The sequence below is a fragment of the Sinorhizobium sp. M4_45 genome (assembly GCF_002885915.1).
Taxonomy (GTDB): Bacteria; Pseudomonadota; Alphaproteobacteria; order Rhizobiales; family Rhizobiaceae; genus Sinorhizobium; species Sinorhizobium meliloti_A.
In genome coordinates, this window is sequence record NZ_NWVE01000007.1 from 108,221 (window position 1) to 122,238 (window position 14,018).

General features: G+C 63.5%; 11 protein-coding genes, 1 other RNA gene and 1 pseudogene. 5 read left to right on the forward strand and 8 right to left on the reverse strand.

Translation table 11 applies throughout. The features are described from left to right. Positions 1-155: 155 nt before the first annotated feature. The 5 genes from CN933_RS19640 to CN933_RS19660 all read right to left on the reverse strand — a co-directional run bounded on the left by CN933_RS19640 (position 156) and on the right by CN933_RS19660 (position 6,851). Positions 156-3,332: an efflux RND transporter permease subunit gene (locus CN933_RS19640; protein ID WP_018096832.1), complete on the reverse strand. Its 3,177-nt coding sequence runs from the start codon at positions 3,330-3,332 to the stop codon at positions 156-158. Continuing rightward, positions 3,329-4,486: an efflux RND transporter periplasmic adaptor subunit gene (locus tag CN933_RS19645; RefSeq protein WP_018096831.1), complete on the reverse strand. Its 1,158-nt coding sequence runs from the start codon at positions 4,484-4,486 to the stop codon at positions 3,329-3,331. The genes CN933_RS19640 and CN933_RS19645 overlap by 4 nt, the downstream gene beginning before the upstream one ends. Positions 4,487-4,936: 450 nt before the next feature. Next, complete coding sequence (locus CN933_RS19650; RefSeq protein ID WP_026168796.1) at positions 4,937-5,761, reverse strand: TIGR00282 family metallophosphoesterase; 825 nt, start codon at positions 5,759-5,761, stop codon at positions 4,937-4,939. A gap of 116 nt (positions 5,762-5,877) precedes the next feature. Next, complete coding sequence (locus CN933_RS19655; protein ID WP_026168795.1) at positions 5,878-6,450, reverse strand: 5-formyltetrahydrofolate cyclo-ligase; 573 nt, start codon at positions 6,448-6,450, stop codon at positions 5,878-5,880. Positions 6,451-6,617: 167 nt separating this feature from the next. After that, positions 6,618-6,851, reverse strand: a complete 234-nt coding sequence (locus tag CN933_RS19660; protein WP_018096829.1) for a hypothetical protein — start codon at positions 6,849-6,851, stop codon at positions 6,618-6,620. A 189-nt stretch (positions 6,852-7,040) separates the two neighbouring features. Here CN933_RS19660 and CN933_RS19665 point away from each other — a divergent pair. Next, a pseudogene (locus CN933_RS19665) lies at positions 7,041-7,751 on the forward strand (LysR family transcriptional regulator); the annotation flags it as partial. A 90-nt stretch (positions 7,752-7,841) separates the two neighbouring features. Here the strand turns inward: CN933_RS19665 and ssrS are convergent. The 3 genes from ssrS to CN933_RS19680 form a co-directional block, all read right to left on the reverse strand. Then, a non-coding RNA gene (ssrS, locus tag CN933_RS19670) (6S RNA) lies at positions 7,842-8,000 on the reverse strand. A gap of 84 nt (positions 8,001-8,084) precedes the next feature. After that, positions 8,085-8,462 (reverse strand): cell division protein ZapA, encoded by a 378-nt coding sequence (locus CN933_RS19675; RefSeq protein WP_018096827.1) that lies wholly within the window; start codon positions 8,460-8,462, stop codon positions 8,085-8,087. A gap of 12 nt (positions 8,463-8,474) precedes the next feature. After that, complete coding sequence (locus CN933_RS19680; RefSeq protein ID WP_018096826.1) at positions 8,475-8,744, reverse strand: DUF4164 domain-containing protein; 270 nt, start codon at positions 8,742-8,744, stop codon at positions 8,475-8,477. Positions 8,745-9,144: 400 nt separating this feature from the next. Here CN933_RS19680 and tkt point away from each other — a divergent pair, with 400 nt between their 5' ends. From tkt to CN933_RS19700, 4 genes are all read left to right on the forward strand, one after another. Beyond that, the gene (tkt, locus tag CN933_RS19685; protein WP_018096825.1) at positions 9,145-11,127 is read left to right on the forward strand and encodes a transketolase; all 1,983 of its coding nucleotides are present in this window, start codon (positions 9,145-9,147) and stop codon (positions 11,125-11,127) included. Between the two features lie 69 nt (positions 11,128-11,196). Beyond that, positions 11,197-12,207, forward strand: coding sequence for a type I glyceraldehyde-3-phosphate dehydrogenase (gap, locus tag CN933_RS19690; RefSeq protein WP_018096824.1), 1,011 nt, complete (start codon positions 11,197-11,199; stop codon positions 12,205-12,207). A gap of 5 nt (positions 12,208-12,212) precedes the next feature. Then, on the forward strand, positions 12,213-12,803 hold the full coding sequence (locus CN933_RS19695) for a putative glycolipid-binding domain-containing protein (protein WP_018096823.1): 591 nt from the start codon (positions 12,213-12,215) through the stop codon (positions 12,801-12,803). Further along, positions 12,803-14,002 (forward strand): phosphoglycerate kinase, encoded by a 1,200-nt coding sequence (locus CN933_RS19700; RefSeq protein ID WP_018096822.1) that lies wholly within the window; start codon positions 12,803-12,805, stop codon positions 14,000-14,002. Before CN933_RS19695 ends, CN933_RS19700 begins: the two co-directional genes overlap by 1 nt. Positions 14,003-14,018: the final 16 nt, after the last annotated feature.

The following is a 14,018-nucleotide window of genomic DNA, read 5'->3' on the forward strand; positions in this document are numbered from 1 at the left end:
GTGCGGGAAGAAAAACTTGCTCTGGTACTCCGCCCGCATAGCGCATTGCTGCTCATGCCGGGCGGCACGCAGGATCATTCAAGGCCGCGATCGCGTCCAGCGTCTAACGACCGACGGCCGCTCACAATTGCGTCATTGCCGATGCACCGGTCTCTTCACTCCCCCGGCGCCGGCGCCGGCGCGGCCGCCGGTGCACGCTTGCGCCGCAATGAGCGCAGGGCCACATAGAAGACCGGCGTCAGGAACAGGCCGAGGACGGTGACCCCGAGCATGCCGGCAAAGACCGCCGTACCGAGCGACTGGCGCATTTCGGCGCCGGGCCCCGTGGCGATGACCAGCGGCACGACGCCGAGGATGAAGGCGAAAGCGGTCATCAGGATCGGCCGCAGCCTGAGCCGGCTCGCATCGATCGCCGCCTCGATCGGCGTCTTGCCCTCCTCCTCGCCCTGGCGGGCGAATTCCACGATGAGGATCGCGTTCTTCGCGGCAAGACCGATCAGGACGATAAGCCCGATCTGGGTCAGCACATTGTTGTCGAAGCCACGGATCGAAACGCCGAGAAGCGCAGCGAGCACGGCAAGCGGCACGATCAGGATGATGGCCAGCGGCAGCACCCAGCTTTCGTATTGCGCAGAGAGCGCCAGGAAAACGAAGACCACCGAAAGCGCGAAGATGAAGACCGCAGTGTTGCCGGTCTGGCGCTCCTGCAAAGCGAGTTCCGTCCATTCGAAGGTGGTGCCCTGCGGCAGGATCTGACCTGCAAGCGCTTCCATCTTGTCCAGGGCGCTGCCCGTCGAAACGCCCGGCGCCGGATTGCCCTGAACGGGGACCGAGACATACATGTTGTAGCGCTGGACGAGCGCCGGTCCGCTCGTATCGCGGATCTCGACGAGCGTGCCGAGCGGCACCAGGGCGCCCGAGGCGGAGCGTACCTTAAGCGCAAGTATGTCCTCCCGCTCCAGCCGGAATTGCTGGTCGGCCTGGGCACGGACCTGATAGACGCGGCCGAAGGCGTTGAAATCGTTGACGTAGGACGTCCCCAGATTGATCGAGAGTGTCTCGAAAATATTGGGAATCGGCACGTTCAGCGCCCGCGCCTTGTCGCGATCGATCGCCAGGAAGAATTGCGGGCTGGAGGCCGTGAAGGTGGTGAAGACGCCGGTCAGCCCCTCCGTCTGGTTGGCCGCTCCCATCATCTGATGGGCGAGCCCGAGCGCCCGGCGCATGTCGGCGCTCTGGCGGTCCATGATCTGCATCTTGAAGCCGCCCGAATTGCCGATGCCTCGCACGGAGGGTGGCGGAACGGCGATGATGAAAGCCTCCTGAATGCCTTGCATCGCACCGAAGATCTGGCCGATGATCTGTTCCGCACTCTGCTTTTGCTCGAGGCGTTCTTCGAAACTGTCGAAGGGCGTGAATATCACGCCGGAATTGGATGCATTGGTGAAGGTCGCGCCGTTGAAACCGGCAAAGGCGACCGCATCCTTTACGCCGGGTACCTCCCGGATAATCTCCGAGGCCCGCCGGACGACCTTATCGGTGCGATCGAGAGAGGCACCGTCCGGAAGCTGAATGACGACGATGGCATAGCCCTGGTCCATCGTGGGTATGAAGCCGCGAGGCACGACCTGCGCCATGTACCAGGTGGCTCCGAGCAGGGCGACGAAGACGACGAGCGCCCCGGCTAAGGCGATCCGCGTCCTGACGAGGTGGCGCACCGTCCATGCATAGCCATCGGCCATGCGGTCGAAGCCGCGGTTGAAGCCGTTGGCAAAACCGCGGCCGATCCGCGTCAGGGGATTGCGGCTCTCATGCTCGTGGTTCTCGTGCGGCCGCAACAGGATTGCGGCAAGCGCCGGCGAGAGCGTCAGGGAATTGACCGCGGAGATCACCGTCGCAACTGCGATCGTCACCGCAAATTGCAGGTAGAACTGCCCGGCAATACCCGGAATGAACGCGGTCGGCACGAACACTGCCGTCAGGACGAGCGAGATCGCGATGACCGCGGCGCCCACCTCGTCCATCGTCACATGCGCCGCCTCGCGCGGCGTCATCCCGCGCGCGAGGTTGCGCTCGACGTTCTCGACAACGACGATCGCGTCGTCGACCACGATGCCGATCGCGAGAACCAGGCCGAACAGCGTCAGCATGTTCAGCGAAAAGCCGAAGGCATAGAGAAGCGCGAATGTGCCGACGAGCGAAACGGGGATGGCGACGATCGGAATGATCGCCGTGCGCCACGACTGCAGGAACACGATCACGACCAGAGCGACGAGGAGCGCGGCCTCCCCGATCGTCTTGTAGACCTCGTCGATGGATTCCGAGATGAATTCCGTCGGATTGTAGATGATCCTGTATTCGAGCCCTTCGGGAAAATCTCGCGAAAGTTCGGTCATCGTCGCCTGGATCGCGTCGGCCGCAGCGAGCGCATTGCTGCCGGGGCGGGAGAAGATGCCGAGCGCGACGGCGGGGCTGCCGTTGAGATAGCTGTTGGTCACGTATTCGCGCGCACCGAGTTCGATGCGGGCGACGTCCTGCAACTGGACGAGCCTGCCTTCTTCGGTCGCTTTGACGATGACGTAGCGGAACTGGCGAGCGTCGCTGAAGCGGCCGTCGGTGGTCACCGTATACTGGAAGGCGCTGTCGCTCGACATCGGCGGACCGCCGATGGATCCGCCCGAGACCTGGACGTTCTGCTCGCGCAGCGCGGAGACGACATCGCCTGCGGTCATGCCGTAGGCGGAGAGCTTCTGCGGGTCGAGCCAGATGCGCAGCGCATATTCACGCTCGCCGAACAGAAGAACGTCGCCGACTCCGTCCAGCCGGACCAATATGTCGCGGATGCGCGTGCGGGCGTAGTTGGAAACATAAAGCTGGTCATAGCGGTCGTTCGGCGAAAGCAGATGAACGACCATCATCAGGTCCGGCGAGCTCTTCGTCGTGGTTACGCCGATGCGCCGGACTTCCTCGGGAAGCCGGGGCTCGGCGATCGAAACACGGTTCTGCACCAGCACCTGCGCCTGATCGAGATCGGTCCCGAGCTTGAAGGTGATCGTCAGCGCCATCGAGCCATCAGCGGTGGCATAGGAGGACATGTAGAGCATGTTCTCCACGCCGTTGATCTCCTGCTCGAGCGGGGTGGCAACGGTATTGGCGACGGTCTCCGCATCCGCGCCCGGATAGGAGGCGCGCACGACGATGGTAGGCGGCGCGATCTCCGGATACTGCGCCACCGGAAGCTGGAAATAGGCGATGCTGCCGACGATCAGCAGAACGATCGAAAGCACCGACGCGAAGATCGGTCTGTCGACAAAGAAATGCGCGAACCTCATTGGGCATTCTCCGCCGATTGCGCGGCCTCGGGGGGCAGGACGATGAGCTCGGGCTTGACCTTCACGCCCGGACGGACGCGCATGAGACCGTTGACGACGATCGTCTCGTCCCCCGTCAAGCCACTGCGGATGACCCTGTAACCGTGGAGCCTGGGACCAAGACGCACCGGTTTGGTTGCGACGCTGCCATCCTCGCCTACCGTGTAGACGATGCGTTCGTTCTGATCGGCGGCGATTGCCTCGTCCGGCACCAGAACCGCCCGGTAGGTGTTCGACCCCTCCACTTCTACGCGCCCGAACAGGCCGGGCTGCAGGATCAGTTTGGGGTTTGCGAGGCGCGCGCGCACCCGCATCGTACCCGTCTGGTTGTCGACCCGGTTCTCCGCGAAGTCGAGCTTGCCCTCGAACGGCGGCTCGTTGGCGTCGGCGATCGTAACCAGCACCGGAATGGAGCCCGCCCCCTCCTGCAAAGCGCTGCCGCGGTCCCGAGCCGTACGCGCATAGGAGAGTAGCCGGCGCTCGTCGACGTCGAAATAGAAATCGATCGGGTCGAGCGAGACGATCGTCGTCAGCACCGTCTGGTCCGCTTGTACCAGATTGCCGGGGGAAATCAGACGCCGGTCGACGCGTCCGCTCAGCGGCGCTGTGATGGTCGTGTAATCCAGATCCAGCTTCGCGCGCTCGACGGCCGCCTCGGCGCCGCGCACATTCGCCTGGGCCGCGAGCAGCGCACGGCGGTCGTCGTCAAGCCTGGACACCGAGAGCGTGCCCGATTCCGCGAGCGATTCCGTTCGCTTGAACGTGGTCTCCGCGAAGACAAGGGTCGATCGCGCAGCCTCGAGCGAGGCTTCCGCCTGGGAAAGGGCGGTGCGGAACGGCCGCTGGTCTATGACGAAGAGCTTGTCGCCCTTCTTCACCATGGCGCCGTCGGTGAAGAAGACCTGATCGAGATAGCCGCCGACCCGTGCGCGGATCGCGACCTGGTCGACCGCTTCGAAGCGGCCGATGAATTCGTCGGCGTCGACGACATCGCGCACGACCGGTTTGGCGACGGTCACCGTCGGCAACTGCGCATCCTGCGCGCCAGCCGGGACCGAGACGAGAAGGGAGACGAAAAAGCCGGCGATGGCCGGCAGACGCCACTTTCGCAACATGCACGCTCTCCAGATATCTGAACGTCAGATCGCCGGCACCGGGACTGCAATTGGTGCGGCGCCTTTGAATACCGGAGCGCCACAGCGACTCTGTGCGCCCGACCGAGCTGCGACGCTATGGAACTCCGGCTGCATTACCTGCATGTTTCCCTTGATCGTTTTCGGTCAAAGGAAGACACATGCAGCAATCAAAATGCTGCAGCGACCTCTGCGCGTCTGAGGAACGCGCGGCGCTGTACGGCGGGATGAGGGAAAATATGAGCGCTTCCGCCCGCATCCCGTTTCAATTATTGGCATGGAAACTTACGAATAGCGGCCGCGTGCGGTGCGGCTCTCATTTTGGTCGCTAACCTGCCACCATTTGGCGGGTCTGTCACCCTTGAAAAAAGGAGATCCGAACAGAGCGCCCGCATCTGGAAATGGATGCGCAGACGGAGGATGCTTTGCCGCTCAAACCCAGAATTGCGGGATCGTCTCGGCCAGGCGCGGGCCGATCCTGAGCGGCGCGATCTTCTCCGCCAACCCCGTCCGGTCCGAAATCTCGATCCCGACGCCGCAGATGGTGGCCGGGCCGGATGCCGCTTCGAAGCGACCCTTGGGCATCTTCGAGATGAAGCGGTTGAGCGGCTCTTCCTTGTCCATCCCCAAGGACGAGTCGTAGTCGCCGCACATGCCGGCATCGCTCATATAGCCGGTGCCACCGTTGAGTATCTGATGGTCCGCCGTCGGCACATGGGTATGCGTGCCGACCACCAGGCTGGCACGCCCGTCGACGAAGTGGCCGAAGCATTGCTTCTCGCTCGTCGCCTCGGCGTGAAAATCGAAGACGACTGCATCGGCCTGCTCGCCGAGCGGGCAGGCGTCGAGGATCGTCTCGGCCGTCTTGAAGGGATCGTCGAGCTCGGGATGCATGAAGACGCGCCCCATGACATTGGCAACCAGAACGCGGGCGCCGTTTCGCGCGAAGAAGAGATTGGAACCGCGACCCGGAGTCCCGGCAGGATAGTTTGCCGGCCGCAGGAACTGATCGTGCCGCTCGCAGAAGACCACCGCCTCCTTCTGATCCCAAACGTGATTGCCGGTGGTCACTACGTCGGCACCGGCGCTGATCGTCTCGAGAAAGATGTCTTCGGTGATGCCGAATCCGCCGGCAGCGTTCTCGCCATTGACGATGACGAAGTCGAGCTTGAGATCGCTCACGAGTCCCGGGAGGCGCTCCCAGACGGCCATGCGGCCCGTCTTGCCCACCATATCCCCCAGAAACAGAAGTCGCATGCCGTTCAATCCCGCTTGGACCAAGGCAATCTGGATCGACTCCAATTCATGCACGTGGTCGGTTCAATGAATTTTAAGCAGGATGTGGCGGAATCCGCGCAAAATCCTCATCCCGCTCAGAAATGCCGAAAACCGCTCTCCGTCAATACGGCGTCCAGCGCCACGTCGTGCGGTTCAGCCGGCACTGATGCCACTTCCTGGCAGTCGAATGCAATCCCGATCAGGCGCGGCATGTGGCCTTTGCGGCGCAGCCGGTCGATCGCCCGATCATAATAGCCGGCGCCATAGCCGATCCGATGGCCCACGGCATCGAAGGCCGAGAGCGGTACCAGCATGATGTCCGGATCGACTTCCGGCGCATCGGGGCCAGGGCCAGTGGTGCCGAAACCGGTTTCGACGACCGCGATGCCGTCGAGCAGTTCCCGGAAAACGATGGCCTTGCTGTCCAGGATCACCGGCAGGCAGAGGCGCGCACCGCGATCCCTGAGCCGCACCATCAGCGGCCGGACGTCGGCCTCCGAACGGATCGGCCAGAAGCCCGAGACGACGTGTCCGGGATCGAGCGCGATGACCTCGGCCGCATGATCGGCCATGGCAAGGCTCGCCTCGATACGCGCTTCCGCCGGCATGGCATCGCGGAGCGCCAGGCGCTCCTTCCTCAAAGCTGCTTTCAGATCCTTGGGTGACATCCAACCTTCCCCTGCGGGCAAATATTGCCGCGGTGACCAACCTCAACGCCATGCCATAGCGCAAAACGACCCCGAAGCGGAACCACGCGGGCGCCGCTTTCGCAATACTTCGCGACTCGTGCGTGTGTCACAATGGCTTTGGATGCCAATTCTCGAAGGAAGTTGCCTCAGAGCATCCAGTGCAGATGCCGGACTGCGTCACGGTGGCGCCGGTCTTCCTCGCATGCGAGGCGATAGGTGTCGGGGATAGCGGCGTCTGCCAGAAGGTGCCGGTCGCCGCGGCGGCTCACCAGCGCCCATTGCGTGCGAAGCGAAAGCCACAGCCGCCAGCGCGCAAGGGCCGTCGCAAGCGGCGGGGAGGAGCTTCTGACGGGCTGTGCTGAGACGACCAGAACGGGCATGGCGAGGACCTCGGAAGGGATGGCAACCGGTCCATCTTTGCGCCGTCCTTGACATGTGACAAATGAATTGCAACCATGCCTGTCATCAGCGTTTCTTATGGCAGCGACATGACAGCACCGCTCGACAGCGACCTGCTCAGAACCTTCCTGGCGGTGGCCGACACCGGCAATGTCACACGCGCTGCCGACATGGTGCGGCGAACCCAATCGGCCGTCAGCATGCAGATCCGCAGACTTGAGGATCTCATCGGATCCGCGCTCTTCGAACGCCATTCGCGTGGCGTGATACTGACCGGTGAAGGCCGGCGCCTTGTCGACAATGCACGCCGTATCGTTACCCTCCTCGACGATACGGCTGCGGCGATGCGCTCACCGGCGCTCGACGGGTCCGTCCGGATCGGGATTTCCGAGGAATATGTCAACTCCACCCTGCCGAAGGCGCTCGGCGCTTTCGCGGCCATTCATCCCGGCGTCGAAGTGACGGTGCGTCAGGAAACCTCCATGGCCAACTCGGCGGCGCTCGCGGCCGGAGAACTCGACATCGCCGTCGTCTTCGAGCCGGGCGGACGAACCCGCAGCGAGGTTCTGATGGTAAACCCAACCGTTTGGGCCACCTCCGAGCAGCATGGCACCCATTTGCGGCAGCCCCTGCCCATCGCGACCTATACCTATGCGGAAGGCGGCTGGTGCGACGACCTGGCCCTGCGCAGCCTGACGACCCGGAATATCGAGAACCGCGTCGCCTATGTGAGCCGCACGAGCGGCGGGCTCATCGCCGCCGTCGTTTCAGGCCTCGCCATTGCGCCCCTGTCGCGAAGCACCATACCGCCCGGCTGCCGCGAGCTCACCGAGGCGGATGGCTTCGGCATCATCGATATGTCGAATGTCGTGCTGCGGACGAGGCGCGGGAACCGGTCGCCGACGGTGGACGCGATGGCGGATGCAATCCGCCGCGCTTTCCGGGCACCGAGCGAGAAGGAAAGGGAAGAAGTGCGATCCACGACGACCGATGGAGAGTTTACGATCCCGGGTACCTACTAGGTAGGTGGGCACCGTATGCCCGGACCCACGGGTCCGGCCAGGGACAGTTCCCTTGAGATCGTGTATGGCCCCGGGGATTGTGGTTCCTGTCGGGAAGCGCAGATCGCCCGGCAGATATAGAGCGTCCCGGGGCTTTTCACCAGAGCCGGATGTCGTGGAGCTGCATAATTTCTGCGAAATCGCAGGCCGGACTCAATTTGTCGGGGGAGTCGGCCGCCCGTTGAGCTTGGCGGCAATGTCCTGAATCTGCGCCGTCACTTCACCGAGCGCCGAGGCAAGCGCCTCCTCGCTTCTCGTGTGATCCGAAAGCGCGGTGTCGCGGCCTCTCTTCAGATCGTCCACTTCGGCTTCGATACTCTTCAGCCGGCGATTGACCTCGCTCAACTCGTCCATGACCATGATGCCTGCCATGACGGTGATCCTGAGGTCGCCTATTTCGCCGAACTGGGCCTTCAGATGGCCGACATACTGGTCGAACCTGGTCGCGAGGTCGCCGAGGTGCTCTTCCTGCCCTTCCTCGCAGGCCATGCGATAGGCCTTGCCGTCGATCGTTACCGTCACCTGCGCCATACGTTCAGAACCTCAGCGATCCAGCACCGCGCGAATGGTCTCCATCGCCGTCACGAGACGACGGGATACCTCGCGATTGACCTCTTCCAACCGGTTGGCGCGGAATTGGGATTGGTCGAGTTCCTGCGCCAGGCGAGACCGGTCCTCATTGACCCGCCTGACCTCGCCTTCGAACTCGCTCACATCCTTTTCCTTGTCGAAGCGGCCGTCGATCGCGATTTCAAGTGACTGAACCGCGTTGCGCAACTCGTCGATCGCCGCCTTGACCGTCTTTGCCGGCATGTCTTCCGATACCTCTCTAGGGGGAGCGGCTTCGCCCTGCCCTAAAACAAAGTGCGGAGCGCTTGCACCTTGCCTGGACGGGCCTCGCTCCAAGGCCGAATCGTAGAGCTTTCATCACTTCGGCCCTTTTCTTTTTAAACCTATTACGCAAGTCTCAACAATGCCAAGCGCGGCATTGAACTGCGGAAGCTGTGGATGGTCGATTTCGCTTCCCGAACCGGCCACCGGCCGGCGGCGTTCCTGCCGTTCGAGAGGGACCGCGCGGGGGCCGCCGCATTTGGTCGCGGAGGGCCCGTATTTATTGACTCGGCTCACGCACCTGCTATGTGTCTGCCGCTTCTCATGCGGTCTTTGGAGGATAGAGACCGTCCCCTGACCACCGAACGCAAACGGAACAGTCATGATCTCTCGCGAAAAACACGACCGGATGGCGAATGCAATCCGCTTCCTCTCCATGGACGCCGTCGAGAAGGCAAATTCCGGCCACCCCGGCCTCCCGATGGGCGCCGCCGATATCGCAACAGTGCTGTTCACCCGCTATCTGAGCTTCGACCCTAAAAACCCCGCCTGGCCGAACCGCGACCGCTTCGTCCTGTCGGCCGGCCATGGGTCCATGCTGCTCTATTCGCTGCTCTACCTCACGGGCTACGACGACATCACCATCGACGAGATCAAGAACTTCCGCCAGCTGGGTTCGCGCACGGCGGGCCATCCGGAATACGGCCACGCCGCCGGCATCGAGACGACCACCGGTCCGCTCGGCCAGGGCATTGCCAATTCGGTCGGCATGGCGATCGCCGAGCGCAAGCTGCGCGAGGAGTTCGGCAGCGAGTTGATGGAGCATTATACCTATGTGCTGGCCGGCGACGGCTGCCTGATGGAGGGCATCAGTCAGGAAGCGATCGCGCTTGCCGGCCACCTGAAGCTCAACAAGCTGATCGTCTTTTGGGACGACAACAACATCTCGATCGACGGTCCGATCTCCATTGCCGACTCGACCGACCAGCACGCCCGCTTCCGCGCCAGCAAATGGCACACGATCGCCATCGACGGCCATGATCCCGAAGCGATCGCCGCCGCGATCGAGGAAGCCCAGAAGTCCGACAAACCGACCATGATCGCCTGCAAGACCGTGATCGGCTTCGGTGCGCCGAACAAGGCCGGCACGCACAAGGTCCACGGTTCTCCGCTCGGCGCCGAGGAAATCGCCGCCACCCGCAAGGCGCTCGGCTGGGAAGCCGAGGCTTTCACGGTTCCCTCCGACGTGCTCGACGCCTGGCGCATCGCAGGCCTGCGGTCGGCCAAGGCGCGCAAGGAATGGGAAGAGCGGCTCGAAGCCGCAGAGGCGGAGAAGAAGGCGCAGTTCGTCCGCCGCTTCTCCGGCGAGCTCGAAGGCAGCCTCGCCTCGGCGATCGGCGCCTACAAGCAGAAGCTTGCCGAGACCAAGCCCTCGCCGGCGACGCGAAAGGCTTCGGAGGATGCGCTGGAAGTCATCAACGGCGTACTTGCCGAGACGATCGGCGGCTCCGCCGACCTGACCGGCTCCAACAATACCAAGACGAGCCAGACGCACTCCATCACCCCGGACGATTTCTCCGGCCGCTATATCCACTACGGCGTGCGCGAGCACGGCATGGCGGCCGCAATGAACGGCATGGCGCTGCATGGCGGCCTCATCCCCTATTCCGGTGGCTTCCTGATCTTCTCGGATTACTGCCGCCCGTCGATCCGCCTTGCCGCGCTCATGGGCATCCGCGTCATCCACGTGCTCACGCATGATTCCATCGGTCTCGGCGAGGACGGGCCGACCCACCAGCCGGTCGAGCACATGGCCGCGCTTCGGGCCATCCCCAACCTTCTGATGTTCCGCCCCGCGGATGCGACGGAGACCGCCGAATGCTGGCAGCTTGCCCTGGAAAACCGCAAGCGCCCCTCCGGTCTTGCGCTCACCCGCCAGAACCTGATGGCGGTGCGCACGGAATATGAGGAGCAGAACCTCTGCGCCCGCGGCGCCTACGACCTGATCTCCGCAAGCGATGCGCAGGTGACGATCTTCGCCACCGGCTCGGAAGTCGAGATCGCCGTCAAGGCCTGCCAGACGCTGACCGCAAAGGGCATTGCGACGCGCGTCGTCTCCGTCCCCTGTTTCGAGCTTTTCGCCGAGCAGAGCGAGGACTACCAGCAGGCAATCATCGGCACGTCGCCGGTCAAGATCGCCGTCGAAGCCGGCATCCGCCAGGGCTGGGACCACTTCATCGGCAATGACGGCATCTTCATCGGCATGTCGAGCTTCGGTGCTTCGGGCCCCTACAAGGATCTCTACAAGCACTTCGGCATTACGCCGGAAGTCGTGGTTGCGTCCGCCGAAGCCAAGCTGTCCTGATCAAGCCAGGAGGACATTCCCCGATGCCCTCCTTTCCACCCCACGCATTCTGACAGGGAGAGACCCGATATGACAGTGAAAGTCGCCATTAACGGTTTTGGCCGCATCGGCCGTAACGTTCTCCGCGCCATCGTCGAATCCGGCCGCACCGACATTGAAGTCGTTGCCATCAACGACCTCGGTCCGGTCGAGACCAATGCTCACCTGCTGCGCTTCGATTCCATCCACGGCCGCTTCCCGGCCGACGTGAAGGTCGACGGCGACGCGATCGTCATCAATAACGGCAAGCCGATCAAGGTGACCGCCATCCGCAATCCGGCGGAACTGCCGCACAAGGAACTCGGCGTCGACATCGCGATGGAGTGCACCGGCATCTTCACCGCCCGTGACAAGGCAGCCGCTCACCTGGAAGCCGGCGCCAAGCGCGTCATCGTCTCGGCCCCGGCCGACGGTGCGGACCTGACCGTCGTCTACGGCGTCAACCACGACAAGCTGACGAAGGATCATCTCGTCATCTCCAACGCATCCTGCACGACCAACTGCCTGGTACCGGTCGCCAAGGTGCTGCACGATGCCATCGGCATCGATCACGGCATGATGACCACGATCCACTCCTACACCAACGACCAGCCGTCGCTCGACCAGATGCACAAGGATCTCTACCGCGCCCGCGCCGCGGCGCTGTCGATGATCCCGACCTCCACGGGTGCGGCCAAGGCGGTCGGCCTCGTTCTGCCGGAACTCAAGGGCAAGCTCGACGGTATCTCGGTGCGCGTGCCGACCCCGAACGTCTCGGTGGTCGACCTGAAATTCGTCGCCAAGCGCGAGACGACCAAGGAAGAGATCAACGCCGCCATCAAGGCTGCCGCCGACGGTCCGCTCAAGGGCGTTCTCGGCTACACGCTTCAGCCGAACGTCTCGGTCGACTTCAACCACGACCCGCATTCCTCGGTCTTCCACATGGACCAGACCAAGGTGATGGAAGGCAAGTTCGTGTCGATCCTGTCCTGGTACGACAATGAATGGGGCTTCTCGAACCGCATGGCGGATACGGCGGTTGCCCTGAGCAAGCTCCTCTAAGACCGATGTTCCGGGCCCTTTCCTCAACGACGGTGCGCTGGCGCCCGCTCGAAGGGGAAGGGCTCGAACATCTGACGCTCAGGACTTTCGACACATCGCTCGGCGCGGCCATCCGCGCCGAAAGCGTTCTCATCGGCGAACGCGGCGCAACGGCCTATGGCGTCCGCTACCGGATCGACTGCGATGCCGGCTGGCGCGTCTTTTCCTTTCTCATCGAGACGACCCAAGGGCTGAGGCTGCACCTCATGTCCGATGGGCACGGCCATTGGCGCAAAGCAGACGGAACGGCCTTGCCGCAATTCGACGGTTGCGTCGATATCGACCTCGCCGGCACGCCCTTCACGAATACGCTGCCGATCCGCCGCCTGGGCCTCACCCGGCAATCCGGCACCGCCAGGCTTGACATGCTTTACGTGCCCTTCGACAGCTTCGAACCGACCGTCGACGGTCAGCATTACACCTGCCTCGACGACGGCAAGCTCTACCGTTACGAGGCGGCGGACGGCAGCTTCACGGCGGACCTGCCAGTGGACGAGGATGGCCTCGTCATCGACTACCCTACCCTATTCCAGAGACTATCACCGGAGACCATCTGATGACTTTCAAGACTCTCGACGATCTGACCGACATCGCCGGCAAGCGCGTTCTCGTGCGCGTCGATCTGAACGTGCCTGTCAAGGACAATCAGGTGACCGACACCACCCGCATCGAGCGCGTGGCGCCGACCATTCGCGAACTCTCCGAGAAGGGCGCGAAAGTCGTTCTGCTCGCGCATTTCGGCCGGCCGAAGGGCGAGCCCGTCGCCGGCATGTCGCTGAAGGCGATCGCCCCCGCCGTCGAGGAGATTCTCGACCAGCGCGTCTATTTCGCTGCCGACTGCATCGGCGACAAGGCCGCCAACGCCATTGCCGAATTGAACGACGGCGAAGTGCTGCTGCTCGAGAATACCCGCTTCCACAAAGGCGAGGAGAAGAACGATCCGGACTTCGTGACGGCGCTCGCCGCCAATGGCGACATCTATGTCAACGACGCCTTCTCCGCCGCCCATCGCGCCCACGCCTCGACCGAAGGGCTTGCTCATCACCTTCCCGCCTATGCCGGCCGCACCATGCAGACGGAGCTCGAAGCGCTTGAAAAGGGACTCGGCAATCCGAAGCGCCCGGTGGTTGCGATCGTCGGCGGCGCCAAGGTCTCGACCAAGATCGACCTTCTGCAGAACCTCGTGAAGAAGGTCGACGCGCTCGTCATCGGGGGCGGCATGGCCAACACCTTCCTCGCGGCGCAAGGCGTCGATGTCGGAAAGTCGCTCTGCGAGCACGATCTTGCGGAGACCGCCAAGGCCATCCTCGCGGCCGCCTCGGAAGCGGGATGCGCAATCGTTCTTCCGGTCGACGGCGTCGTTGCCCGTGAGTTCAAGGCCGGTGCGGACAACGAGGCCGTCGATATCAACGCCATCCCTGCCGACGCCATGGTGCTCGACGTCGGGCCGAAATCGATCGATGCCATCAACGAATGGATCTCCCGCGCCGAAACCCTCGTGTGGAACGGCCCGCTCGGCGCCTTCGAGATCGCGCCGTTCGACAGGGCGACCGTGGCAGCCGCGAAACACGCGGCATCCCGCACGCGCGCAGGCTCGCTCGTCTCCGTCGCCGGGGGCGGCGACACGGTCGCAGCGCTCAACCATGCCGAGGTCGCCGACGATTTCACCTATGTCTCGACCGCCGGCGGCGCCTTCCTCGAATGGATGGAAGGCAAGCCCCTGCCGGGTGTCGATATTCTCCGACAGCGGAACTGAGCCCGGCTACGGTGCT